The organism is Haloarcula sp. DT43 (assembly GCF_037078405.1).
Classification (GTDB): Archaea; Halobacteriota; Halobacteria; order Halobacteriales; family Haloarculaceae; genus Haloarcula; species Haloarcula brevis.
In genome coordinates this window covers 836,595-860,284 of the sequence record NZ_JAYMGZ010000001.1, presented here as the reverse complement: position 1 = coordinate 860,284, position 23,690 = coordinate 836,595, and the positions used below count along the sequence as shown (strand labels likewise).

20 protein-coding genes and 1 pseudogene are annotated in these 23,690 nt (G+C 58.7%); 3 read left to right on the top strand and 18 right to left on the bottom strand.

Going from position 1 to position 23,690, the window contains the following annotated elements; translation table 11 throughout:
* Nucleotides 1-66 precede the first annotated feature (66 nt).
* The 9 genes from VI123_RS04615 to VI123_RS04575 form a co-directional block, all read right to left on the bottom strand.
* Nucleotides 67-357 (bottom strand): LuxR C-terminal-related transcriptional regulator, encoded by a 291-nt coding sequence (locus tag VI123_RS04615; RefSeq protein ID WP_336336877.1) that lies wholly within the window; start codon nt 355-357, stop codon nt 67-69.
* A 127-nt stretch (nt 358-484) separates the two neighbouring features.
* Nucleotides 485-1,681 (bottom strand): right-handed parallel beta-helix repeat-containing protein, encoded by a 1,197-nt coding sequence (locus VI123_RS04610; RefSeq protein ID WP_336336876.1) that lies wholly within the window; start codon nt 1,679-1,681, stop codon nt 485-487.
* A 355-nt stretch (nt 1,682-2,036) separates the two neighbouring features.
* A complete protein-coding gene (locus tag VI123_RS04605; RefSeq protein ID WP_336336875.1) occupies nt 2,037-3,014 on the bottom strand; it encodes a type IV pilin in 978 nt (325 codons plus the stop codon).
* Nucleotides 3,015-3,076: 62 nt separating this feature from the next.
* Complete coding sequence (locus VI123_RS04600) at nt 3,077-3,694, bottom strand: hypothetical protein (RefSeq protein WP_336336874.1); 618 nt, start codon at nt 3,692-3,694, stop codon at nt 3,077-3,079.
* 1,528 nt (nt 3,695-5,222) lie between these two features.
* A complete protein-coding gene (locus VI123_RS04595; RefSeq protein ID WP_336336873.1) occupies nt 5,223-6,038 on the bottom strand; it encodes a hypothetical protein in 816 nt (271 codons plus the stop codon).
* Nucleotides 6,039-6,074: 36 nt separating this feature from the next.
* On the bottom strand, nt 6,075-7,637 hold the full coding sequence (locus VI123_RS04590; protein WP_336336872.1) for a pentapeptide repeat-containing protein: 1,563 nt from the start codon (nt 7,635-7,637) through the stop codon (nt 6,075-6,077).
* Between the two features lie 84 nt (nt 7,638-7,721).
* Nucleotides 7,722-8,486, bottom strand: a complete 765-nt coding sequence (locus VI123_RS04585; protein WP_336336871.1) for a hypothetical protein — start codon at nt 8,484-8,486, stop codon at nt 7,722-7,724.
* A gap of 117 nt (nt 8,487-8,603) precedes the next feature.
* Complete coding sequence (locus tag VI123_RS04580; RefSeq protein WP_336336870.1) at nt 8,604-9,719, bottom strand: DUF3644 domain-containing protein; 1,116 nt, start codon at nt 9,717-9,719, stop codon at nt 8,604-8,606.
* Between the two features lie 69 nt (nt 9,720-9,788).
* Entirely contained in the window at nt 9,789-10,706 is a 918-nt protein-coding gene (locus tag VI123_RS04575; protein ID WP_336336869.1) for a hypothetical protein, read from the bottom strand.
* Between the two features lie 100 nt (nt 10,707-10,806).
* Between VI123_RS04575 and VI123_RS04570 the strand changes: the two genes are divergently transcribed.
* Nucleotides 10,807-12,333 carry a hypothetical protein gene (locus VI123_RS04570; RefSeq protein WP_336336868.1) on the top strand — a complete coding sequence of 509 codons (1,527 nt, stop codon included), beginning with the start codon at nt 10,807-10,809 and terminating at the stop codon, nt 12,331-12,333.
* A gap of 128 nt (nt 12,334-12,461) precedes the next feature.
* Here the strand turns inward: VI123_RS04570 and VI123_RS04565 are convergent, their stop codons facing one another.
* From VI123_RS04565 to VI123_RS04540, 6 genes and pseudogenes are all read right to left on the bottom strand, one after another.
* Nucleotides 12,462-13,016: a hypothetical protein gene (locus tag VI123_RS04565; RefSeq protein ID WP_336336867.1), complete on the bottom strand. Its 555-nt coding sequence runs from the start codon at nt 13,014-13,016 to the stop codon at nt 12,462-12,464.
* 61 nt (nt 13,017-13,077) lie between these two features.
* Nucleotides 13,078-13,623, bottom strand: a pseudogene (locus tag VI123_RS04560) (endonuclease III domain-containing protein); the annotation flags it as partial.
* Nucleotides 13,624-13,950: 327 nt separating this feature from the next.
* Nucleotides 13,951-14,079, bottom strand: a complete 129-nt coding sequence (locus VI123_RS04555; RefSeq protein ID WP_336336866.1) for a hypothetical protein — start codon at nt 14,077-14,079, stop codon at nt 13,951-13,953.
* Between the two features lie 66 nt (nt 14,080-14,145).
* Nucleotides 14,146-16,608 carry a DUF5059 domain-containing protein gene (locus tag VI123_RS04550; RefSeq protein WP_336336865.1) on the bottom strand — a complete coding sequence of 821 codons (2,463 nt, stop codon included), beginning with the start codon at nt 16,606-16,608 and terminating at the stop codon, nt 14,146-14,148.
* A gap of 79 nt (nt 16,609-16,687) precedes the next feature.
* Nucleotides 16,688-17,464, bottom strand: a complete 777-nt coding sequence (locus tag VI123_RS04545) for an SAM hydrolase/SAM-dependent halogenase family protein (RefSeq protein ID WP_336336864.1) — start codon at nt 17,462-17,464, stop codon at nt 16,688-16,690.
* Nucleotides 17,464-18,030 carry a nicotinamide-nucleotide adenylyltransferase gene (locus VI123_RS04540; RefSeq protein WP_336336863.1) on the bottom strand — a complete coding sequence of 189 codons (567 nt, stop codon included), beginning with the start codon at nt 18,028-18,030 and terminating at the stop codon, nt 17,464-17,466. The genes VI123_RS04545 and VI123_RS04540 overlap by 1 nt, the downstream gene beginning before the upstream one ends.
* A gap of 169 nt (nt 18,031-18,199) precedes the next feature.
* Here VI123_RS04540 and lonB point away from each other — a divergent pair, with 169 nt between their 5' ends.
* Together lonB and VI123_RS04530 are read left to right on the top strand one after the other, a co-directional pair.
* Nucleotides 18,200-20,314, top strand: coding sequence for an ATP-dependent protease LonB (gene lonB / locus VI123_RS04535; RefSeq protein WP_336336862.1), 2,115 nt, complete (start codon nt 18,200-18,202; stop codon nt 20,312-20,314).
* Nucleotides 20,315-21,136: a CPBP family intramembrane glutamic endopeptidase gene (locus tag VI123_RS04530; protein WP_336336861.1), complete on the top strand. Its 822-nt coding sequence runs from the start codon at nt 20,315-20,317 to the stop codon at nt 21,134-21,136.
* On the opposite strand, the gene VI123_RS04525 is transcribed toward VI123_RS04530, so the two are convergent.
* The 3 genes from VI123_RS04525 to VI123_RS04515 are packed head-to-tail and all read right to left on the bottom strand — an operon-like array spanning nt 21,133 to nt 23,594.
* Nucleotides 21,133-21,636 carry an MGMT family protein gene (locus tag VI123_RS04525; protein WP_336336860.1) on the bottom strand — a complete coding sequence of 168 codons (504 nt, stop codon included), beginning with the start codon at nt 21,634-21,636 and terminating at the stop codon, nt 21,133-21,135. The genes VI123_RS04530 and VI123_RS04525 overlap by 4 nt on opposite strands.
* Before the next feature lie 15 nt (nt 21,637-21,651).
* A complete protein-coding gene (locus VI123_RS04520; protein WP_407066986.1) occupies nt 21,652-22,692 on the bottom strand; it encodes a glycerophosphodiester phosphodiesterase in 1,041 nt (346 codons plus the stop codon).
* The gene (locus VI123_RS04515; RefSeq protein WP_336336858.1) at nt 22,587-23,594 is read right to left on the bottom strand and encodes a deoxyhypusine synthase; all 1,008 of its coding nucleotides are present in this window, start codon (nt 23,592-23,594) and stop codon (nt 22,587-22,589) included. The genes VI123_RS04520 and VI123_RS04515 overlap by 106 nt, the downstream gene beginning before the upstream one ends.
* Nucleotides 23,595-23,690 lie beyond the last annotated feature (96 nt).

Sequence of the window (23,690 nt, the reverse complement as noted above, 5' to 3'; positions counted from 1 at the left end):
GAGAGTGCAAAGCAGTTCGCCGGGCAGTACGACTCCCTCAGAAGTAGGTCTGGAGAGAAGAGAGAATCAGTCGTCGAGGTGGTCGGGGATATTCGGGTCGATGATGAGCAGGAATTCTGCGGTCCGCTCGGCTTTCTCGGCCTTCTCTCGGGCGTCCTCATACTTTGAATACCGGCGAGTGAGGTACTTGTGGACGGTATCTTCGGATGCGTCGAGTTGGTTGGCTATCTCTTCGTGCGAGAGGCCCGTGGTTGCCCAGAGCTTGAGGACCTCGTAATGCAGTTCCGACAGGAGTAGGTTATCCGGCTCGAATTCATCGAACCGGGACTCTGCATCAGAGTTAACGAATTGATTCATAAATGACATTACGATATTTGTTTGCTTAAGTCTGTGGGTAGCTTGGTTGTACGTATAATATAAGATTCCAGATAAGCGTATGATGTCTATACGAAACTATATTCTATTTCTTGTGCTTCAAGAAGCGTTACTTCTTATCGGAACACCCCTGTTTGGTACAGTGGTCCGACACGTCGATTTTCTCTGGGTACGAGTGCGTCGCCCGCTTAAGCTGGTAGTTGTTCGGCCCGCCGGATTGCCCCCAGTAGTTCTGCCGGGCGTCGATTGTCGTTCGCCCATCGTCTAATGCCACGTCCCCGAGGTTGACGCTCGACTGGACGTTGTTGTCATAGAGTTGGTTGTAGCGGAGGGTCACGTCCGAGGTCGGGAAGTTGTCGTTCAGCATCGTCACCATGACGCCCCCGTTGTTCCCTGTAATGACGTTATTCGTGAGCGTAGCGGTCGAGTGCATAATCTCGACGCCGTACTCGTTGCTCCCTGTGATGGTGTTATCGTGGGCGTCAAGGGTGGCTTTCTGAACCTGCACTCGGGTTATCGAGTTCTCATCGACTTCGACGTTCGCCCCGTTGCCGACGAACAGCCATCCGATGTCATTCTGTACGACGTAAGCCCCGTCTGCACCGTTGTTGACGGCCAACTGATTCTCGACGGTATTACCTCGCACAGTAACATCGGACGAGCGACAGAAACTCAACCTCGTCACATCGTTGCCGATGAAAGAAGCCCCATCCGAGCCCGTGGCCCAGATATTACCGTTGTCGAACGAGGTTGCCTCGATGACGGTATTGTCCGAGTCATAGAGGGCGATGCCCGTATTGTGGTTCGTCCCATCGAATCCTCGGATGGTCACGTCGTCTGCGGTGACAACGAAGCCAGCAGAGGTCGGATTATTCGCCCAGTACTGTGTCCCCGTCCCTTTGAGAACAGCGCCGTCCTCTGCGATGAGAGTGATGCTCTTGTTGATGATGGCGACTGCTCCGTATCCTTCGTATTCGTGCTGACCTTCGTACGTCCCAGTATCCGCTCGGAGTGTGTCACCGGGATTCGCATCGTTCACAGCAGGCTGAATATCGTCGTATGCCGTATCTTGGTCAACGTTGATGACTCGTCCGTCGCTGAAACTGATGGACGGCTCTGCGGTCGGCTTAGATACAGCAGGCTCTTCATCCGGCTCAGATATATCAGAGTTCTCCGAGCCTGAGACGCTATCGTTGGTGGAGTTGTTCTCTGTGGGAGTCGAGACGTTGTACTCCTGTTCATCATCCTCACCACACGGGTCCATCCCGCACGGCTCGTCAGGAGTCGTTTGCTCCTCGACGACCACATCTGAGGACGAATCTCCAAACGGAATTCCTCCTCCTCCAACCATCGCCACGAGCAACAGCAGTACGATTGCTCCTATGATGAGACCGAGACGACGGCCTCGGTTGTTCTGTTCTCCGTCATCCTTCCCTGTTCTGGGCGAGGTCGGAGTTCGTCACTCATATATAATTATTGATGGGAATTATGTACGCATTAGTGTATCTCCGATGATACTTAAGGGAATTCGATACGTTTACGCAACAAGACAGAGGAAATCGACTGACTGAGGCGACCTTATCAACATATCCTACCAAGACGTTCCGATAATCTTGATAAGGTTCGTGGAACAGGGATTATCGCTTTACCGGAGTTTCCGATTACGGGCTGGTCGAACTGCACGACGAGTCGTCACAGTACGGCGAAGTGGAGACGTTTCCGTTCACTTGGTCGTCTGGGTTGGTGTCACCCCACCAGTTCTCGGTCGCATCACCTTGCGTACTCGCCATATATGCGTCAATTCCGTAATTGGCGTTGTTCATAATGGTCGAGTTCTTGACTGCCCATGCACCAGACGTGTACGGTGCTTGAACACCGTAGCCGTTGTCGGTCAACGTAGCGTTCTTGACCGTCCACGTACCTTCAGTATAATCGGCTTTGATGGCCGTGTCGTAGTACTGAATCGTGAGGTCGTCGATGACCACGTTCGAGTACGGGCCGATTTCGAACGCCTGAGACCCACTCCCGAACGAGGACCCATCGAGGACGACGTTAGCACCGTCTTCGGCACGAATTGTTACGTTGTTCTCGATAAGAACGTCGTCAGGAGAATATGTGTCCCCTGTCAGAATGATGGCATCATCATCGGATGAATTACTGACAGCATGGTCGATGGACGTGTAATCTTCCGAGCCGTCTTTGGCGACGACGAGAGTATTCGACGAAATACTACTGCTAGTACCGTCCTGAACAGTCTCGCTGGCGACAACTGTCTGCTTTCCGTCGTTCAGCGCACGCACAGTCAGCTTTGCATCGGTGGCAACGCCCGAGGCCATAAGCGTGTCTCCCGGCGATACGTCGTTCTTCGAGTCTTCAACAGTCGAATCGACGAGGAGGTCGAGCCGGTCAGTTGTCCCCGTGGTTACGAGGACTTCAACATCTCCGGCATTCTCGCTGATTCGAACACCGAGGTTAGAAGACGCCGACGAATCGCTAACGCTGTCTCCTAAGTCGAAGACGAATGCACCGATGATGGCACTTATAACGACTGTCACGGCAACCATCAGAATGACTCCTACGACAGGCGATACTCCATATTCAGGGGTGTTCGCAAGGAACACTTGAGACTTTAAACTCATCAACTAGTTGATATGAACTTTGTACGCATAAGTGTATGCCTGCAAACATGTATATCCAACTGTTAGTTCTCGTTTTGAGTCTTCTCTAGTTCTGCCTCGAAATCTATTCCCTGTTGCTCGAACAGTCGAGTGAGCGTTTCTACCCGACTGTACATCGCTCGCCGGAATTTCGATTGTTGACTCATCGACTCTTCAAGCGTCGCAATCTGATTCTGGAGGTCGTCGAGTTCGTCTTCGAGTTCAGACACTCGCTTGTTAGAGGCGAGTTCGAGCCTGAGACGATTCTCTGCCTGCTTCACGCCATCGAGGGCGTTCTGGGCAAGGTCATACGGAGTTTCCTGCCGGATGTCGGCAGGGTCTCCATACTCGTACTTGACGAGTGACTTCTTCCCATCGCTTTCGAGCCAGTACTGGTAGGAAGCAGGGCGGCCACTCTCGTCGGATTCATCGGGCCGAGTCACCTCGATGTAACCAAGCTCGACGAACTTCTCTCGCTCGTACTGCACGTCCTTGTTCGACAAGCCGGTCGCACGGCGGATATCCGTAGTCGTGAGCGGTTCGTGGTCTCGGTTCTCGTAGAGAGCGGCGAGGAACGCTATGTGCTTCTCGTCGGGCGTCATCTCGTCTCGGTCGAGAGTGCAGACCTTCGTTAGGTTCTTGCGGGAAAGATTCTCGGTCATCGTACTGATGGATAAAATGTCAGTTCCCATATGTATTAGGTAAATTGTAGGTTCTGGTCGTGAACCCCTGCTAATTGTTCAGCGACCGGCACGGCTCTCGACTGAGAATAATTCGGAGGAAGCTATGCTTAGGGAGCGAGACGGCCAGCGTTGAGTTCACGCAATCGTGGTGATGACGAGATACGACGCAACGAACAGTCCACCGAAGACAGTCGTCGTCACAGTCACACCGAGGGTCTGGTAGTTCATATATATGGGTACGAAGTTTGTACCCATAAGTGTTCCCCGACAGACAAGTATTCCGCCCAGCCCTACCGAATCGCCTGATTGGAAGGCTCTGAGTCCCCCCTTGAGGGGGATAGGGGGGTGACAAGAATCCCGTGGGTTCGGGGATTGGTTTCCCCCGAGACGCAACGGGTCCACCCCTCCTCAGAGAGATACTTGACGCCCCTCCTTCATCGTACACAAAGACGCCCACTCTCCTTGCGGGCCACACAGGGGAGACGTGGAGTCGTCCCACCCTGCCGGGTCGAGGCCACACTACTCACAGAGTCATCGCCTCGCATTCGCATCGAGATACTTGCCCCTCATCTCTTCTAGAACAACCTCACCTCCACTCCTTACTACGCTCTACCCACTCCTCCATTCATCGTCTTGGGGAGACCTCGCCCTCTACGTCGTCGCCGTCAGCACGTAGCCTTCATTCCTCACTACGTTCTCGCCACCCAACGTCATCGTGAACACCTGAATCCCACTCCTCACGGAGAGTGCCCGTCACCCACGCTTGCTCTACGTCTCCAGTCTACCGATTCATCTCGGCGTCCACCTCGTGCGCATCAGAGAGACCCTGACCCGTCCTCGTCGTTGATGGTCACTCTCCCTACTGTCTGTCCCAAGGGCAACGCCCTCGTCACGTATCGGAACAGGCAGGAGAAGCTGACTCGGTGAACAGCATCGTGGAAATCCTGCTTCAAGCTGAAGGGGGGCGTCGTCTGTTGGATTGTATAGGTCGGGCGTCAACGTCCACGTCGTCGTTGAACCCCTAGGTTTCTCGTGGAACTCGGGATGGAGTCCAGAGTGGAGCAGAGGGATGCCTCCAACTTCGCTCTCGTCGGAGTCGAGGATTCGGCGTGAATCGTGTCTGGTCTTCAAAGAGTCTGTAATTTCATGACTGCAAATCGAGACCTCGGAGTCGGCCTTTTGAGAGAGGTAGGGGCGAGGTTTCTGAGAGAGAATTCATCCCGGGTAATCATAGATAGATTCGCTCCTGCGTGTTCCTCGGGGCAAGGGGTGCGTTGCCCCCAATTCTTGGGTCAATTGAGACAGGGGACTTTTCGGCGTTCTACGACGGGTCCCCTCGTATAAAGGGTTCGGGGGATTGAGATTAACCCATCTTAGGGATATATTCGCCATTTAATTAGGGAACTCCGATTAAGCGGTCTCTCGTTAAGGTTAGTACAATTAGCTCGTGAAGGGATTTAGTTAGTTTGAAGCCCAATATGTGCGGTCTGAGAAGTTTCCAATTTATCTATTCGTCTTCAAACTCGTTGAGTTTCGTCTGTTCTATTCTTTGTTCCTCTCCAAACATCACTTGATATGCCTGTAAAAACTGCTCTTTATTTTCCATTCTGTCGATATATTGCACTATCAGATGGAGCAAGAAGAGAAAGACCGAGAGAACGACGTACAATAAGGAACCAAGGAGAATACCGGCGAGATAACTGGTGATGAACGGTACAAATCCGGGGCCGGGACGAAACTGTCGGAGTTTCTCGAATCCATATCCATACTTGTTTCCAGTATGGAATATCCCGAGGATTGCAAAAGTGACTCCAAATAAAGAGAGAACAAGGATATACTGCGCAAACCGTACCACGCTCTCGTCTCGTCCAACTTCACCGAGGTTGTCGTCAAATCCTACAAGCGACTCTCCAGTCACTATCGTCCAGAGAACAGTGCTAATCCCCACAAAGACGAGAAATGCCTGACCGATAAGCGACCCAGCGGCTGGATATTGGAATACGACACTCAGTACGGAGATAATTAGCAGGTAGAACGGCACGACGAAAGTGAGAACTCGAAAGCTCTCTCTTCGGGGCTTGATTATAAAGTCGAACAAGCTACTGTCAAATTCTTCCCGCAACCGGTGTCGGATAGAGAAAGCGGCTAAGATGAAAATAATTAGACTCGAAACGATTCCTACGTTGAGCCAGCGGTCATTCGCCTCGACGGGGAACTGGGCCAGATAAAGGGAGACACCTCCAAAAACACCAAGCAGTGTGAAGAGTTTGGACTGCTCCTCCAGAAAACAGGACAATTCGAACTCACTTTTCTCGTCCGTCATCGTGAATCAACTTTGATTAGAAGCATCTGTTCTTAATCAATTGCCGATATATCGATACGAAGCAAGGACCAACAGACCACTGAATATCGGTGGAAGTACGGCAAAGAGCAAGCCAAGAGCATCCGAGAGAAGTACTGGTACTTGCTGTGAGTTGGATAACCAATAGCTGATAAGCAATATTGGAGTGAACACAGCGAGCACTCGACCGGGTTTCTCCCCATAGCGGCTCGTGAAGCCGTACAGAAGATAGGCCGCAAAAGATAGCCAGTCCCTCTGCTTCCAAAGTCGAGAACGCCGGTTATCCAGTTCTCGAATATGGAACTCAGAAGATGATTTATGGTCTCGAATCTTCTCAGCACCGATTCTGGCTCTAAGATATGTGGTTTCCTTCTCGGCCAAGTCCAACTCCTCGAAGAGGCCGTGAGGGTCGTGGACACTACATAAATCGTAGCCACATTCATCTAGTGCCGACCGATAGTTGATGAAATTAACATCATCAAAGTCTGTTTGGTTGAAAATCAGATGTCGCCAATCATTTTGTGAGTTCATGTCCTTGAACTTGATGTCACCCAAGGTCGCCCCACTAAAGTCAAAATGAACAAAACTCGCTTCCGGCTGGCTAAGACTGCCTGACTCAATATCCGCATCTTGCAACGAAATGATGCAGGGCTCCTCAGCAGTGCTCTCAATCGAAACCTGCAATCTAGCGATGTCCCCACTTATTTCTGCGATGTAGTGTCCAGTCGGCTTTTCTTCTGGGACGGTATCTGACTCTGGTACTATGTAGAAGTAGGTGTGGAGCTTCTCGTTGAGTTCGACACTATCCAAGTGAACCGTCCCGCTTGATGTCACCCTTTCAAAATCAAGTACATCGTTGAAAATCGCACTATTCAGATTGATTCCTTGAGAGAAGGTGGACTCCGTGAAAGTGACTAAGGTAGGCCGGTGATTTGCTATTTCCATTCCCTGTTGCGGCAGTTCTGGGTCTACGTTGAACTCGCAACCGTAGAAGCTCGTCTCTCCGTCAAACTGGCACTCTCGAAACTTTGCGAAGCCGTTGAAGGTTGAGTTTCTGAAATTAACGCTATCGTAGAACCTCGCTTCGTTACTCAATATTCCATCTTCGACATCCACGTGCTGAGCAAATAGTCGGCCCTGAAGTACCGTTGCCGGAAGTCGGAACTCCCCGCCGATGTCGGCTCCAGTTAGAAAAAGGGGCTGGGTGATAGTTGAACCACTGAAGTCAAGCCTGTTTTCGAAGGAAGCATATCGAAGGTCGATTGGGTTGTTGTCATTTGACCCGAGTACGAAGTTAAGGATGGCGAGCCTCTCGAATTTTCCTCCTACGAATCGTTTCACCAACGCACCATCGGCACTTACGCAATCAACGAAATGACGGTGAACCTCGTTGGCGTCCTTTTCCGAAGTGGGTAGATGGAAGAGGCACAGGTGCTCTCCTTCGAAGTTATCTTCAGCGTAGTGAGGACAACGCCACTCCTCAGTTATAGATGATTGTGCGACTTCCGGCACATCGCTCTCGTCTGGGTCAAAGACATACTCGCACTGTGGTGGTTCGTCCTCATCATCGTTATCAGACACAGTTCTTCTGCTCCAATCTGGAGAATGTACTTTAATAAGGGTGTCTCCTCCGATGGCACATGAACTCGTTCAGTCCGTCGCTGGTTAGTAAGAATCCGTGAGAAACGTCGGTACACCTTCCGGTATCACTGCTTCAATATGCTCAATAGTGGGCTCCGTCTCTTTCATAATCAGGTCCTTGGCCGAGGTTTCGTAGTACGTTACGAGGAACTGCTGAGCCAGTCCGAAACCGAGGAGGATACCCCATTTCAGTAGTTGAGTCTCCTCGACATCACTTCGGTCACCATCAAGACTTGCACCCTCAATTCTGACTGGGTGAGTACTTCGATTGCTGAGGAAGTTGTATATTTTCCCATACGTAGGGTCCATATCCTTCAATTTCGATTTCTCATCGGAAAGGATGTCGTGGAGGTCATCTACCGACTCATATTCGTGGAGAACTCTCTCCACTTGTCCCTTATCAGCGTCTATATTCTGTATTTCCTCCTTTTGACGCTTAAGTATCCGGGCGGCTTCGTTTTTGTCTCGATTGAGACCCTTGATGACAAGATAGCTCTCAAACAAATATCGAACTTCACGGTATGCGGCATCGTATTGGTTGTGCTTCACCAATCGATAGAGAGCAAATAGTGCATTCACTCCCTTCGAAAAGAAAATGTCCTGATATTGGTGTTGTTCGTCAATTTCGTCGTAGATGTTCCGGTGAACCTTTTGTTGAACACGGGCTAGAACCTCAGCGGTCGTCAAGAGCGTACGCCCAAGCTGACCGTTGGGATGTGAATTGTCGTATTCCTCAGACTCTTCGAGGAGTTTTTGTTCGATTTCGTGGAAACGCTCTTCAGAGTGCATCGGTCTTGATACGAGATGGATTCACAAGGTTATCATGTTTTATGAATACCCTCTTAAACCAGTGATGAATTCGTATTCAGAGGCGACTTGAAGCAAGTACAGAACATATCTCGTTATTCAATCATACCCCCAGAGTTCGGATTTGTGTTCGTCCCACGCCTCTTCAGGGTCTACTGCTCCCGATTCAACCGCCTCGCACACCTTCGGTATCACGTCCTTGTGGTAGCCATCTCGTGAGCCACCTTCGCCCAGTGAAATGCCCTCCCGATAGTATTCCCTATCGTCAAGTAGTCCTAGCTCTTTGATGACAGCTTTCGTTTTCTGCCATGAAATGTCCGTTCCCAGTTCCTCCCGCACAGCATCACGGACTGGATGGGGGTCCAAGGGGAACCTGTCGTGGAGGTTTTTTTCAGTAAACAAGTGAACATCTGAATCCTCGTCAATCTCCTCGTATGGCACGTAACTAGCGGGGATACCATCGTCGTTCCCTAACTGGATACGTCTCCCTTCTCCGGCCTTCACATCGCCTGTTAGGGAGGCGAATACATTCGGGAAGACCGCTTCAAGGTTTTCCCCCTCTTCCAGCGAGTCTAGAATTTCGTTTAGCTGTGCCTTCGAAGGTGTTCCTCCTTCATCATCTAATCCCCGTTCGAGCGAATCAAGTGACTTCACTCGCCTTCTTGCTTCATCAACTTCTCCATCATTCAGTAGGTGACGAATTTCCGAAATCTCGGCTTGAATGAGGTTTACCATATCGACCGGCATCATCGTAGCGAGTGGAAGGATACGCTCAGGGAGGTGGTCAGATAGGTCCTCGTCGAAGACCTCCTTCAGTAATTCTGCGAATATCTCCACAGCTTGTCGAGATTGGAGGTACAACTGCTCCTCCTGTATCTGTACCTGTTCGTGTTCAGCGTAGTCTCGTTGATTATTGATGGCAAGGAGAGCGGCGGCTTGTGACCCAGAAAGAACCTTTAGGTCATGATTCCCCCTATCACCATCCCGACAGTAGTTGACGCACTTCTCAAACGAGATTGTGTTCCCTTCACCATCCTCACCTCTGATGTCGCCCCCATTCTCCAATATGGAGGCCTTTAATAGCATCTCGAAGGAATGGTTCAGGAACTTCAGAACCCCAACAATACGACCTCGCTCGGTAGGTCGATTGAACAATTCGACCGCCAGACGGAACGAGTTGATTGCCGTGACTTTGTAGTCCTCTGTGTCCGTCATCTTCGGAGTTATATGTGTGCTTAATTGGGGGATGTGAAATTGTTTGCCAAAGACAGAGCCGAAATCACTCTATAAAGAGAGTGAGAGACCCAGTTCGAATCCCACGTGGACGAAGTATAGGACATAGAGAATCAACGAATAGTAGATGTAGCGTTTCGGCGGTGCAATTTTGACATAGGGTGTTTGCCCGTATCGGCCATACAGGAACCGTATTGAGACGATAAGGAAGTTCACGGCGATTGCAAGGAGCATTCCATCGATGATGACCGATAGCAGGCTTTGACTGGCCACCATCGACGCCAAAATATAAAACCCAGCAAAGGCCAATCCGAAAATAAGAGTCATTCCCATCGCTCCAAGAAATGTTCCAATTACGTTGACAACACGGTCTCGTAAGCTAACATCTGATGGAGAATGACGGTTCACAGACGGTATCTCCTGTACTTCCACCGGCCATTCATGCTCAGGTAGCAAAGACGTAGCGAGGGACTTCTGTGACAACCGGAGAGCGAGGCGACCCAATAGTGTCCCCCGATGGTCAAGGTGAATGTTGTACGCAAACGCCGCAATCAGAAGGAAAAAATCTCGAAATATCGCTTCGTACAGGAGAACCGAACCGAGGACGAATACGACCGTGTAGAGCAATCCGAGCGTAGAGGCACGAGGTTCGATAATCGGGATGTGCGATTGAGTGAAGGTACCGAAGACGAGGCCGATATACAGAAGTCCGAATGCTGTCGAAATCACCAGTGGCGGCGTCGTCCTTTTGAGCAGGTCTTTAGAATATGGGTTGAGAAAAGCCATACGCCGAATCAAAGTGACCGCCAAAAGGAGAAATGCGGAGGCCACTACGACAGGGTGCAGAATGGGGCTTACATCCGGTATGGTGAGCAGAGCCGTCGCAAGCAGGGCGGCGAACGTGATTTCGTAGTCGATGGCGGCCTCTCTATCGATTTCGAGAAGTTCCTCCAGCGAGATATGAGTCATCAAAGAGGTCATCACATCTTCGTCGGATAAATTTGGCCTGATAGGACCAATTCCGGGATGATGGGGGAGAATAAAGAGAGGGGCATGAAAAGATGCTATCGTGATTCCCGAGGCCACATCGTTGTCACTACAGCCATTTTTCCAAACGCTCGCTATAATTCAGACTACTGTTCTGAGTATTATAATCGCAATCTACGCACTCAGTACTCAAATTGCCGCAGATAGATTTACCACTCGTATCATCTCGTCAGTAACAGAGAATTCAGCCTATAGACGAACGATTCTGCTATTTACTGCTTCTATCTTTCTGGACGTATTCGCACTTCTAATCTATCCCGTCTCACCCGTGTGGCTAAATTGGGTCCTCCTGTCACTGGCCGTGCTGGGAATAACCCTGACCTTTGGGTCGCTATTCTATCTCAGAGACGAGCTATTGTCTACTACTGAAGCGCCGTCGGTCGCTGAAGCCATCCGTAGTGGGATTAGCAAAGATGCTTTTGAAAGCGCAGTCGGGGATGATGAAACGACTATTCCGTTCTATAGCTTCTTCGAAGCCGGGCGTTCGGCCATCCAAGAGGAGGACAAGGATGCGGCGAATCAATTGGTAACTGCCCTGTGCGAATCCACGTCGCAATTGTTCAACGAAGTGTACGATGCGGAGGAGACGTTACCCGATAAACAGGAGACCGGCCTCATCCAACTTCTCAGGGAGGAGAAGTCGTTAGCGACTGAAACAATTGAACAGGGGTACGACGGACTAACTGGCTATCTCATCCAAAATCTGGCCTCGACAATTGAAGCATCAATTGAGGATGGACAAGACACAATTGCCGCACGTGGGATTCAGTTGTGTTCCGAGATTAGTGAGGGGGTTATCGAGAGAGACCGCTTAGTGAAACCAGCGTGGCTAATTTGGGAAGATATTCTGGAATCAGCCGCAAGAGATGGACTCGAAGACACTCTGCATGTAGGCACAACATCTGTAAGTAATCTAATCGATATTACAGTTGAGAATAGTGACGAACTCGGTGGGCGAAAGTTGACAATATCACGTATTTTGCTATCCGGCTTTTTGAAAGGGTGGAGTACCTTAGTCGCAAACCACGGGGAACACATCACGGAGGGAGACCGAGTAGATACGGTTCCTGAATTCCTGTGGTACAGGTTCTTCGAACGGAACTTTGAGATTACGTCGAGAATCATCGTCTCCCATAACGCTGACCTACAGATTCCTGCCGCAGGGATGTTCAGACTCCAACAAGAGTTGTTACAGGAACTCTCGAATGTAGCGGTATCTGCGGCTGAAGTCCAGAATGACTATCTAGCACAAAGACTCACTAAGATGGTGATTGAGGCGGGTTTCGGATTTGAGGATAACCAGCGGACCAGAATGCAAATCACCTCTGGACTTAGCGAAATCAGGTCCACGAATGATTGCGGCCAATCAGCGGTTCAGCAAGCTCTCTCCGAACTTCAAACACCCGCCGAAGTGAATGATGATGACCTAATACCGATAACTGCACCGTGGGTACTCAATTTCATCAGATACACTTTTGAGGGGCAGGAGGAGTTCATCGAGGCAGTCAGTCAACTTGAAACAGAGATGTCTTCCAGTGATACTGAATAGACCTTGCGGGGGCAGTTCTATTCAGGAGAGTTATGGTGGATTTCACCTATCTAAACAAGATAAGTGAATAACGTACCAGTGGTATATCGCCAGCATCTGGTGGTATCACTCAAGAGATGTTCTTTGGTTTATGAGTCGTCTGCTGAGTCTAAAAGTGAGGATATATCGACATCCCACATCTCCTCGGTTTGCGCCTCCAGAATCCCCATCATCCGCTCCCGTTCGCTTTCGTCAGAAATAGCAGATACAGCCTTTGCGAAGCCAGTTAGATACTGCTCCACAGCTACTTGCTCCATCTCGTCATCAAGGTCTATATCCGGGTCTACGTGCCTCTCTATGAGTTCGTCAACAGAGAGTGTAAAGTTAGACGCCATGACGAACGAGACTTCCTCGGCAATATCGGGAATATCGTCACGAGTAATCTGGCCACGCCGGACATCGGCAACGTCGAGCTTCACACGCTCAATTGCATCCAACACGTCGTCCATCTGCCTCGATAGTTGCGTCAATTGCTCATCTCCTCCGTCGCCAACTTTGACAGAGTGATAATGTTCGACCGCCTTCCGAATCATCGTCTCCCGACTTCCCAATCCCAAGTCCTCTTGATACTGATTCCACTTCGCCTTCTTCTCAGGCGTCAGCCGAACCGCTATCTGTTTCTTCTCGGTCTCGTCGTCGGTCATCGACAAGACGCACGAGTCAACCCCATATAAATTATGTTATCGTAATGTTAGCAGCCCCTACGGTGTAGACTGGGAAGACGCCACCGCGGCCGCCGGCGAACAGCAGGACGCAGTCGGCGGTCTTCGGGCCGACGCCGTTCATGTCCAGCAGCGTCGACCGCACCGCCTCGGGGTCGCCCTCCCTGACGAACTCGTCGAAGCCCGCCTCGCCGCCGTACTCCTCGCAGATACGCTGGGCGAGGGCGACGATGCGCTCGGACTTCTGGTTGTAGAGCCCTGCCGAGGAGATGGTCTCGGCGAGTTCGGGCTGGTCGGCGTCGGCCAGCGCGCGGGCGAGGTCCCCGTCCCCCGACTCGTCTCCGTACCGCGCCATCAGTTCGTCGTGGGCGGGCTGGCTCGCCTTGTCGGAGGTGTTCTGGCTGAGAACCGTCCGGACCAGGCACTCGAAGGCGTCCCGGCCCCCGTAGGTCTTCTGCCAGTACAGGTCGCCGAGGCGGTCCACGACGGCTTCGGCCCGCGTGCCCGCCGTCTCGGGGTCGAACGTGGCCGACTGACCGCCGCCAGCGGCCCCACCGCTGATGTTCTCCGCTGGTTCCTCGTCGCTCATACCCGGTGTCAGGGCTGGGACCGACAAAACGCCTGTCCCGAATCGCACGGCCGTTCTGTGGGCCCCAGCAAATGCCGGCAGCACTCTCTTGCGGATGGCCGGTCTACGCCGCCGCCCCCGAGTCGGTCGGGCTGAGATTAGACGTACTCTCGGGACACCGGTCGCTGGCGGGAATCGGCGGCTCCGGCGTGGTCCGCGGCGAAGGACCTGAAACGGGGCGTCCTTGGGGCGAGACGCCCACGGGACAGACACGAAAAACTCGTGGCGCGCGGCGACGGGCTATGCCCACGGTGGTCGTCGCCGCTCAAGATGGTCGAGACTGACAGGTCAGCCAGCGGGCACGGCCTGGGTGCTCACCTCCCGTCGGGCGGCGTTTGCGCGGACGACAGGGACGGCAGTACCCGACTCGCTACGGCGACGGACGGTCCGCCTCGACGTGGCCTGTTCGTCCGGCATACACTTGTTTAGGCTACCCTAAAGCACAAAAAGGCATCGGTTTTTAGGCCAGCCGAAAAGATGGCACTACTCTTCGACGACGACGGTGCCGACCATCCCCGCGGCCTCGTGCGGGATGCAGACGTAGGCGTGCTCGCCGGCCGTCTCGAACGTGTGGACGTAGCTCTGGCCGGACTGGACCGCGCCTTCGCCGTTCTCCCACTCCTCGCGCGCGGCCGAGTCGCTCTCGAAGCCGCCGGAGGCCCAGTACGTCGCCCCCTCCGGAAGGTCGCTCTCGACCGCGGTGACCGAGTGCGGTTCGCCGCCGACGTGCTCCCAGGCGACCGTGTCACCGACGCTGACGGTGAGTTCCTCCGGCGCGTACGCGACTGCCTCCATGTCGACGACGTGGTCCGCGTCGTCGGGGACACCCTCGACGACGTTCGGACCGCCGGACAGCGACGTCTCGGTCGCCTCGGACTCGCCGCCGTGGCCGCCAGACCCGCTCGGGGCGCTATCGACAGCGCCGACGACGGCGAAGGCCGCGGTCCGGGCGGCGTCCGCGAACGCGGTCACGCCGTCAGTCGACCCGCTCTCCAGCGAGGTGACGTAGTCGTTCAGCGCGGCCTCGTAGGCCTCGTACGCCTCGGCGTCTGCGTTCTCCAGTTCGTCGTGGACCGCGGCGTTCTCGAAGACGGCGAACACGTCGCTGACGATGCTCGCGGCACTGGCTCCGGTCTCGCCGCCGCTCGACCCGACGACGGCCGTCACTGAGTCGATGGCCGCGTCGGCGAACGTCTTCGCGGCCGCGTTGACGTCGCCGCCGTCATTCGCAGCAGAGATGACGCCACCGAGCGCTTCGTCCTCGAAGCGGTGGTAGAGGTCCTCGTTCACCTCCTCCAGTGCTTCGTGGTAGCCGGCGGCCCCGGATTCAAAGAACGCCAGCGCACTTTGAGCGGTCGAGGCCACGCGGTCGGGGTTCCCGAGCGCGCTCGTCGCCGCGGCGTCGAAGGCGAGGCCGACCATGTACGTCGCGCCGGACCCGCTGGCGACGGCGGCGCTGTGGGTCGACTCGAACTCCAGCAGGGCCGCGAGGACGCCGTCGTGGTGGGTCCCGACCGCGTCGTCGTCGCCGTTCTCGTAGGCCGACTGGAGCCCCGCCAGGTGCTCCTCCTCGAAGCAGTGATAGAGGTCCTCGCTGGTCTCCTCAAGCGTCTCGTGGAAGTCGAGCTGGTTCTCCTCGAACCGGGCGAAGAGGTCCGGGACGAGCGTCGCCGCACGCCCCGCATTGCCCTGGCGGTACAGTTCGCGCGCGTCGGCGAAGCGGGCCCTGAAGAAGCCCGACTGGAGGACCGGCGCGTTCCCGCCGGCCAGCGCCCCGATACCGGCGACGAGGTTGGTTTCGACCGTCTCGACGGCCGATGCGATGCCCTCGGTGTCTCCGTTCTCGATGGCCGACGAGAGGTCCGACAGGCCGGCCTCAAATCCCTCGTAAGCCTCGCCGTCCGCTTCTTCGAGGGCGTCGTGGGCGGCCGCGCGCTCGAAGTGGGCGAACACGTCCTCGACCATCGTCGCCGCGGTAGCCGTCTCGCCGGCGCGGGCCAGCCACGCGGCGTCGTGAACGCGGGCTCGGTACGTGTTCAGCGTCGTCGCGTGGGCGTAGTCCGCCCCGACGCCGCCGCCCGAGGCGAGCGCGGCCGCGTCCCAGCCGCGGGCCTGCATCGCCGAGAGGTGGCCCGCACCGGCGACCGAGTCGGTCGGCGCGATGGCGTAAGCCCCCTGGACGGCCGCGTCGAGCGCGGCACGGGCCTGCTCGGCGACGGCGGCTGCGTCCTCGCTGCTCGCCGCGTCGCCGATGCCGGCGAGCGCGCTCTCGAAGGCCTCGTAGGCCTCGGTGTCGGCCGATTCCACGGCGCTGTAGACGAGGCCATCCTCGAACGCGACCGTCGCTTCCTCGGCCACCGTCGCGGCCCCCTCGAAGGAGCCGAGTTTGGCGGCGACGACCGCATTGCTCGCGCGGCTTCCGAGCAGAAGCAGGTCGAAGGCCCGCGCCGCTTCCTGCCCGGCGGCGGACTGCTGGGCCGTCTGCAGGTTCCCGGACGCCTCGCTCGCGGCGTCGGCCGCGGCCCCCACGTCGCCCTCGGAGAGCGCCGACTGGAGTTCCCCGAGCGCCGCTTCGAAGCCCTCGTAGACGGACTCGGAGACGGATTCCAGGCGCTCGTGTGTGCCGTACTCGCCGGAGGCACCCTCGAAGCGAGCGAAGATGGACTGTGCGACGCTGGCCCCCGCGCTCGGCGCGCCGGCCCGCCCCAGCGCGACGGCGTCGAACATGCGCGCACGGTAGACGTTCCACTCGGCCGCGACGGCGGTCATCGGGCCGACCGCCGCGCCGCTTTCGCCACCGCCGTCCGTCTCCGCGGTTGCCGCCCGCCCCACCGTGTCGGTGTCCGCCGCCGTGTTCGGACCCGAAGACCCGTCCGCCGGACACCCGGCCAGCAGTCCGGTCGCAGCTATCCCCACCGTCTTCAGCAGGTCGCGTCTCTGTGGCATACAGTGGATTAGGCAGACCTAAAACACTTAACTGCTCCGATGTTTTGGCTGCCCTAAATATTGGGCAGGTCGGGAGGCCTCACAGCGCCAGCGTCACCTCGTCCCCGGTGCCGACGCCGAACGCGTCCTCGCCCCGGCCCTGATTGACCGCGAGTTCGACGTTGCCGTGGCTGCCGACCGTGACGAGTCGCTGACCGGCGTCGACCGCGGCGTAGGCCCGGCGAACCGGAGCCTCGACACCGTCGACTGTGACCGTTCCGCCGAACCGGCCGTCGAGCACGTCGCCGGGGACGTTCGTGATGGCGTTGCCGAAGTCGTCGACGACGAGGATTTCACCGGTCGCCCCGTCGGTGTCGACCGACGGCTCGGGGAACCGGAGGTCGACGTACTCCTCGACGGGTGTCGTCTCCGGCCGCTCCTCGACGCGCTCGACGCCGGTGTCGTGGACGGCCGCCGCGGCGGGCGCGAACACGTCCCGCCCGTGGAACGTCGTGCTCGCGGGGTCGTCGTAGGCCCACGTGAACGCCTCGAACGCGTCCGCAGCGTCGCCGTCAGCCGCGGCCAGTTCGCGGGCGACCGGCAGCAGGACGCCGTTGTCCGGTCCCACGAGCGCGTGCTCGCCCGCGCGGACGACGATAGCGCCTCTGTCGGTCCCGACCCCAGGGTCGACGACGACGCAGTGGACCGCCGGCGGGAAGTACGGGAGCGTCTGCGTGAGCCAGAACGCCGCCACACGCACGTCCTGTCGCGGGAAATCGTGGGCCACGTCTTCGATGCGTGCGTCCGTCGCCCGGCAGATGACGCCTTTCATCGCCGCGGGGTACGGCGACCCGAAGTCCGAGCTCAGCGTAATCATCAGTCGTCGAGGTCTTCGATGGACTTCTCGACCGACTCGTCGGCGGCGGCGTACCGTTCGAGCGAGTCGCTGTCGGAGACGTGCTGCAGGCGCTTGATGCCGTGAATCTCCTCGATGACCTCGACGACCGACGGCGGGACGCGGTCGCGCCAGGACTCGTCGTCTATCATGCGCTGGCGGATTTCGCTGCCCTCCAGCCGGTCGCGGTCGAACATCGGCGACTGGCGGACCTCGATGCCGGCCTCCTCGAACAGGCGGACGACCAGCGGGTTGTTCGAGTAGGCCACGTCGAAGTCCGGACACATGCTCTCGACGTGACTCACCCAGACTGCGTTGCGGTTGATGTCTTCGAGGGGGACGACGTACGTCGTCAGGTCGTACTCCGCGACGGCCTTCGTTATCATCATAATCCGCTCACCGGCGGTAAAAGGGTCGTGTGTGGTGTGTGAATCGTCGGCGCTCCCGATGCCGAGGACGAGTTCGTCGACCTCCTCCGAGATGCGCTCGACCATCGAGTGGTGGCCGTTGTGGTAGGGCTGGAAGCGACCGATGTAGAACCCACGCATACTCCTCAGTGGGTGTGGTGGTTTGATAAACCCGACGACGCGATACCGCCGGCACTCTCATCGCGGTATTCGACCGCTGTACGGCGGTTTTTGGGGTGTAACAACGACGGACACGGGGAGAAAGTATATCAGTCGACAGGCCTTCGATGATGATGTTAGCAACGTTTGTATGAGCGACAACACCGACACCGACGCGACTCCCGACCCTGACCGGGAGGCAACCGACGCCGGGGAGGAGGCGTCGAACGGCGGGGCCGACCCCGACGAACCTGCCTCCGAGCCCTCGGCCGACGAGCCATCCGAGGACCGATGGGCCGGCGAGGGAGAAACGTCCGAAACGACACTCGGAAGCGATGTCCAAGTCGACGGCGAGTCCGAACTGGACGGAGACGAGGAGAACCTTCTGGGCGGTCTCGACATCGATTCGACCGCCGACATCGAAGTCCCGGACCGACTCGTCGACCAGGTCATCGGACAGGACCACGCCCGTGACGTGATCAAGAAGGCGGCCAAGCAGCGCCGCCACGTGATGATGATAGGCTCCCCCGGGACGGGGAAGTCGATGCTGGCGAAGGCGATGTCCCAACTGCTTCCGCGGGAGGAACTGCAGGACGTTCTCGTCTACCACAACCCCGACGACGGCAACGAACCGAAAGTGCGCACGGTCCCCGGCGGCAAAGGGGAACAGATAGTCGAGGCCCACAAGGAGGAGGCCCGCAAGCGAAACCAGATGCGGACCTTCCTGATGTGGATAATCATCGCCATCGTCATCGGCTACGCGCTGATTCTCGTCCAGCAAATCCTGCTGGGTATCCTCGCGGCCGGTGTCATCTATCTCGCGTTCCGCTACGGCTCGCGCGGTAGCGACGCGATGATTCCGAACCTGCTGGTCAACAACGCCAACCAGAAGACCGCGCCGTTCGAGGACGCCACGGGCGCTCACGCCGGCGCGCTGCTGGGCGACGTCCGCCACGACCCGTTCCAGTCCGGCGGGATGGAGACGCCGAGCCACGACCGCGTCGAGCCCGGCGCCATCCACCAGGCCAACAAGGGCGTGCTGTTCGTCGACGAGATAAACACGCTCGACATCCGCAGCCAGCAGAAGCTGATGACGGCTATCCAGGAGGGCGAGTTCTCGATTACGGGCCAGTCCGAGCGCTCCTCGGGCGCGATGGTCCAGACCGAGCCCGTCCCCTGTGACTTCATCATGATCGCCGCGGGGAACCTCGACGCGATGGAGAACATGCACCCCGCGCTGCGCTCCCGTATCAAGGGGTACGGCTACGAGGTGTACATGGACGACACCATCGAGGACGACCCCGAGATGCGCCGCAAGTACGCCCGGTTCGTCGCCCAGGAGGTCGAAAACGACGGGCGGCTCCCGCATTTCACCGAGGAGGCCGTCGAGGAGCTCATCCTCGAAGCCCGCCGCCGCGCGGGCCGCAAAGGCCACCTCAGCCTGAAGTTCCGCGACCTCGGCGGCCTGGTCCGCGTCGCCGGCGACATCGCCCGCGCCGAGGACCGCGAGCGCACCGAACGCGCGGACGTGCTGCAGGCGAAGCGGCGCTCCCGCTCCATCGAGCAACAGCTCGCGGACAACTACATCGAGCGCCGGAAAGACTACGAGCTCACCGTCAACCAGGGCGACGTGGTCGGCCGTGTCAACGGCCTCGCGGTCATGGGCGAGGACAGCGGTATCGTCCTCCCCGTCATGGCCGAGGTCAGCCCGTCACAGGGTCCCGGCCAGGTCATCGCCACCGGGCAGCTCCAGGAGATGGCCGAGGAGGCCGTCCAGAACGTCTCGGCCATCATCAAGAAGTTCTCCGACGAGGACATCTCCGAGAAGGACGTCCACATCCAGTTCGTCCAGGCCGGTGAGGGCGGCGTCGACGGCGACTCCGCCTCCATCACCGTCGCCACCGCGGTCATCTCCGCGCTGGAGAACGTCCCCGTCAAGCAGAACCTCGCCATGACCGGCTCGCTGTCGGTCCGGGGCGACGTGCTGCCGGTCGGCGGCGTGACCCACAAAATCGAGGCGGCCGCGAAGTCCGGCCTCGACACGGTCATCATCCCCGAAGCGAACACCCAGGACGTGATGATAGAGGACGAGTACGAGGACATGATAGAGATAATCCCCGTCTCGCACATCTCCGAGGTACTGGAGGTCGCGCTGGCCGGCGAGGCCGAGAAGGACTCGCTGGTCGACCGCCTCAAGTCCATCACGGGCAAGGCCCTCGAACACGAGGTCGGCCGGCAGAGCGGCGGCAGTCCGAGCCCCCAATAGATGCCCGAGTGGGCCGCGTTCGTCGGCCTGACGGGATTCCTTTTAACAGCGCTACTCGCTCTCGCACGTCTCTCACAGGGAGCCGTGCGGCCCGACGGCGGCGTCTCGTCGGCGGTCGACGGCGTCGCCGTGCCCGACGGAGACATGACCATCCCGCGTTTCGAGACGCGCCAGGCGGCGGCCGAGCGAGAGCGACTGACCGAGCGACTCGCACCGGCGGACGTGTCGACGGGCGCTCTGCTCGCCAACGTCGCGTTCACGCAGGGGCTGTTCGGCGTCCTGCTGGTGGCCGGCGCGTTCTACTTCGAGATTCCGGCGGGCGCGTTCGGCGTCACCGCCGACGCGCTCTCGACCGGGCTGCCGGCAGTGGCCGTCGGCGTCGGCGCGGGCATCGGCTTCTGGCTCGGGAACGAGGCCGCCGCCGCGCTGGCCGACGGCTTCGGCGTCACCTTCGACGAGTCCCTGCGGGAACTGCTGGCCCCGGACTCGGCCGGCGGCTGGGTCGTCCTGCTGGGCGTCGTCCTACCGGTCATCGCGGTCGTCGAGGAACTGCTCTTCCGGGCGGCGGCTATCGGCGTCCCCGTCGCGGGGCTGGGCGCGCCGGCGGCGGGAATGGCCGTCGTCGCCTCCGTCGCCTTCGCGCTGGGCCACGGCGCACAGGGCCGGGCGGGCATCGTCGTCACCGGGACGCTGGGGCTGGCGCTCGCGGGGCTGTTCGTCCTCACGGACAGCCTGCTGGCCGTCGTCGTCGCCCACTACCTTGTCAACGCCCTCGAACTGCTCGTCCACGAGGGGCTGGGCGTCGGCCGGCTCTGGGCCTAGAGGCCCTCGACGGCCCGGAGCTTCTGCTCGACGGGCGGCGGCGCGGCACTCGGGCCGTCGCGCACGCGGTGGTCGGGAATCAACAGCGGCACCGGGTTGGCGGCCAGGGCCTCTCGGACCTGTATCTGGTCGTCCTCGTCGTCGGCGTCCAAGTCCGCCGTCATCCGCGCGACCTGTGCGACGGACGCGTCCTCGCCGTAGGGAATCTCGCGGACCGCCTCCAGCACCGCCCGCTGGTCGGTCGGGACCGTGAGGCCGACGGTGACGTCGGCGAAGTCGTCCTCGACACCCTGGAGGTACTCCTCGATGCGGTCCAGCAGGGGGTGGTCCTCGCCGGCGTCGGCCTCGGGCTGGGACGGGAACGACAGCGAGATTATCCGGTCGCCGGCCTCCCCCAGCTGGACGTACCGGTCCAGATACGACGACTCGCGGGCGTAGATTCCTGCATCACCGGTCGGTGCTTCCATACTAGCGTCGTCGGCCGGTCGGCCCTTCAACATTCGGCATCGAGGCTCTCAGTCCTGGAACGACAGCACCGTGGGGTAATCCGAGATGAGCCCGTCGACGCCCGCCCTGACCAGTTCCCGGGCCTGGTACCATGTGGAGACCGTCCAGACGTTCAGCGCCCGGCCCTCGTCGGCGGCGACCGCCGCGAGGTCGATGTCGCGCAGGTCGGCGTCGACGTAGTCGTCGCCGAAGAAGGGGGTTCCCCGAACCATGTTCCGGGGGACGTGCATCGCCTCGCAGTCGTACCGGCGGGTGACTTCCAGCCCCGCCTCGATGCTGTCTCGAAAGAGGAAGGCGACCGGGACCGAGTCGTCGTAGTCGCGGACGGCCGCCAGCGCGGCCTCGTAGAACGACGAGACGAGAATCTCGTTGTCGTACTCGCTGGCGAGGTCGAGCACGCGTTCGGTGTAGGGCCGCCACAGCGCTCGCTGGGCCGACAACGTCTGCTGCGACAGCGGTTCGGCAGGGCGGAGGTCATCGCTGCCGGGGTTTTTCAGCTCCAGATTGACGCCGACGTCCGGCGGAACCGCCTCGAAGACCGTTTCGAGCGTCGGGACCGTCTCCCCGGTCCCGAGGACGGTCGCGCCGGTCACGGTGTCGGTGTCGGTCTCGAAGACGAGCCCCTCGGCGTCGGTCAGGCCGCGCTCGCCGCCGTCGCGTTCGGCCAGCCCGTCGTCGTGGAACGCCACGAGCGTGCCATCGGCGGTCGGGACCACGTCGACCTCTACCATGTCGGCCCGGCGGTGAACGGTGTCCGTCCCCGGCCCGCCGGACGAGGCGGCCTCGACGGCCAGTTCCGTGTTCTCCGGGTAGACGCCCGCGAACCCGCGGTGGGCTATCAGCGTCGCCCGGTCGGTCATCGCCTCGTCCCCGGTGTCGCCCGAGTCCCGAACCGTCGCAGTAGCCGTGACCGAGGAAGGCGAGGGCGGCGGCCGTGCATGGCTTACTCGCCGGCCCGTTCGCGGGCCGCCGCCACGACCAGCGGGAGCGTGATGGTCGCGTCGGCGTACACCGAGACGTTCCGGGCGTCCTTTTCGAGTTTGCCCCAGGAGCGGGCCTCCTCCAGGGTCGCACCCGAGAGGCCGCCGGTGTTCGAGGAGTCCATCGTCAGCTGGACAGCGTAGTCGTAGGCGTCGGGCGAGACGAGCATCGTCTGGAGGACGTAGTTCTTCGGGACGCCGCCGCCGACGAGCATCGCGCCGGCGCTGTCGGCCTCGTAGGCGATGTCCGTAATCGAGGTCATGTCGGCGAGCGCGTCGACGGTGAACTCGCTGGTCTGTGAGTACATCCACGCCTGCAGGCCCAGGACGGAGTCCTGGAACGCCGGGCAGTAGACGGGGACGTCGTTCTCGTAGGCCGCCGCGAGCACGCCGGCGTCCTCGGACACGTCCTCGCGCTCGTTGACCTCGCTGTTGGCCCGACCGAGCTCTTCGGTCAGACGCTGGATGGAGACCGGACTCTCGCCTTCGAGCGGGCCGAACACCTCCTCGCGGAGGTGGTCCTCGAACAGCGCGAAGTGTTCCTGTGGCAGGTAGACGTTGTAGATGCGGTCGACGCCCTCGTCCCGGAGCGTCTCGTCGTGTTCGCGCTCCGTTCGCCCCTCCGGCGTGACATCGCCGTGGTGGTGCTTGCCGCCGATGGCCTCGATGGTGTCGTGGGTGCAGTTCGCGCCGGTGGTGACGAGCACGTCGATGTGGCCGTCGCGGACGAGTTCGCTCACGATAGCCCGCATCCCCGTCGGAACCATCGCGCCGGCGAGTCCGAAGAAGGTCGTCACGTCGTCGTCCAGCATCTCGCTGTAGACATCGACGGCCTCGTGGATGTCGCTCGCGCCGATGCCGGCCTCGCCGTAGCTGTCAGCCAGTTCGCCGACCGTCATGCCGGCCCGGGCTTCCGCGTGGCCGATAGGGTCGTGGTGGAACGTCTCCCGCTCGTCGGTGTGGTCACTCATTGGACGCCAGTCGGGTGCGCCGATGTTTCAACGTCGCGGTTCGCGGCGTCCGCTGAGCGGCCTGTCGACCGATAATAGCCATCGAAAATCACGCAC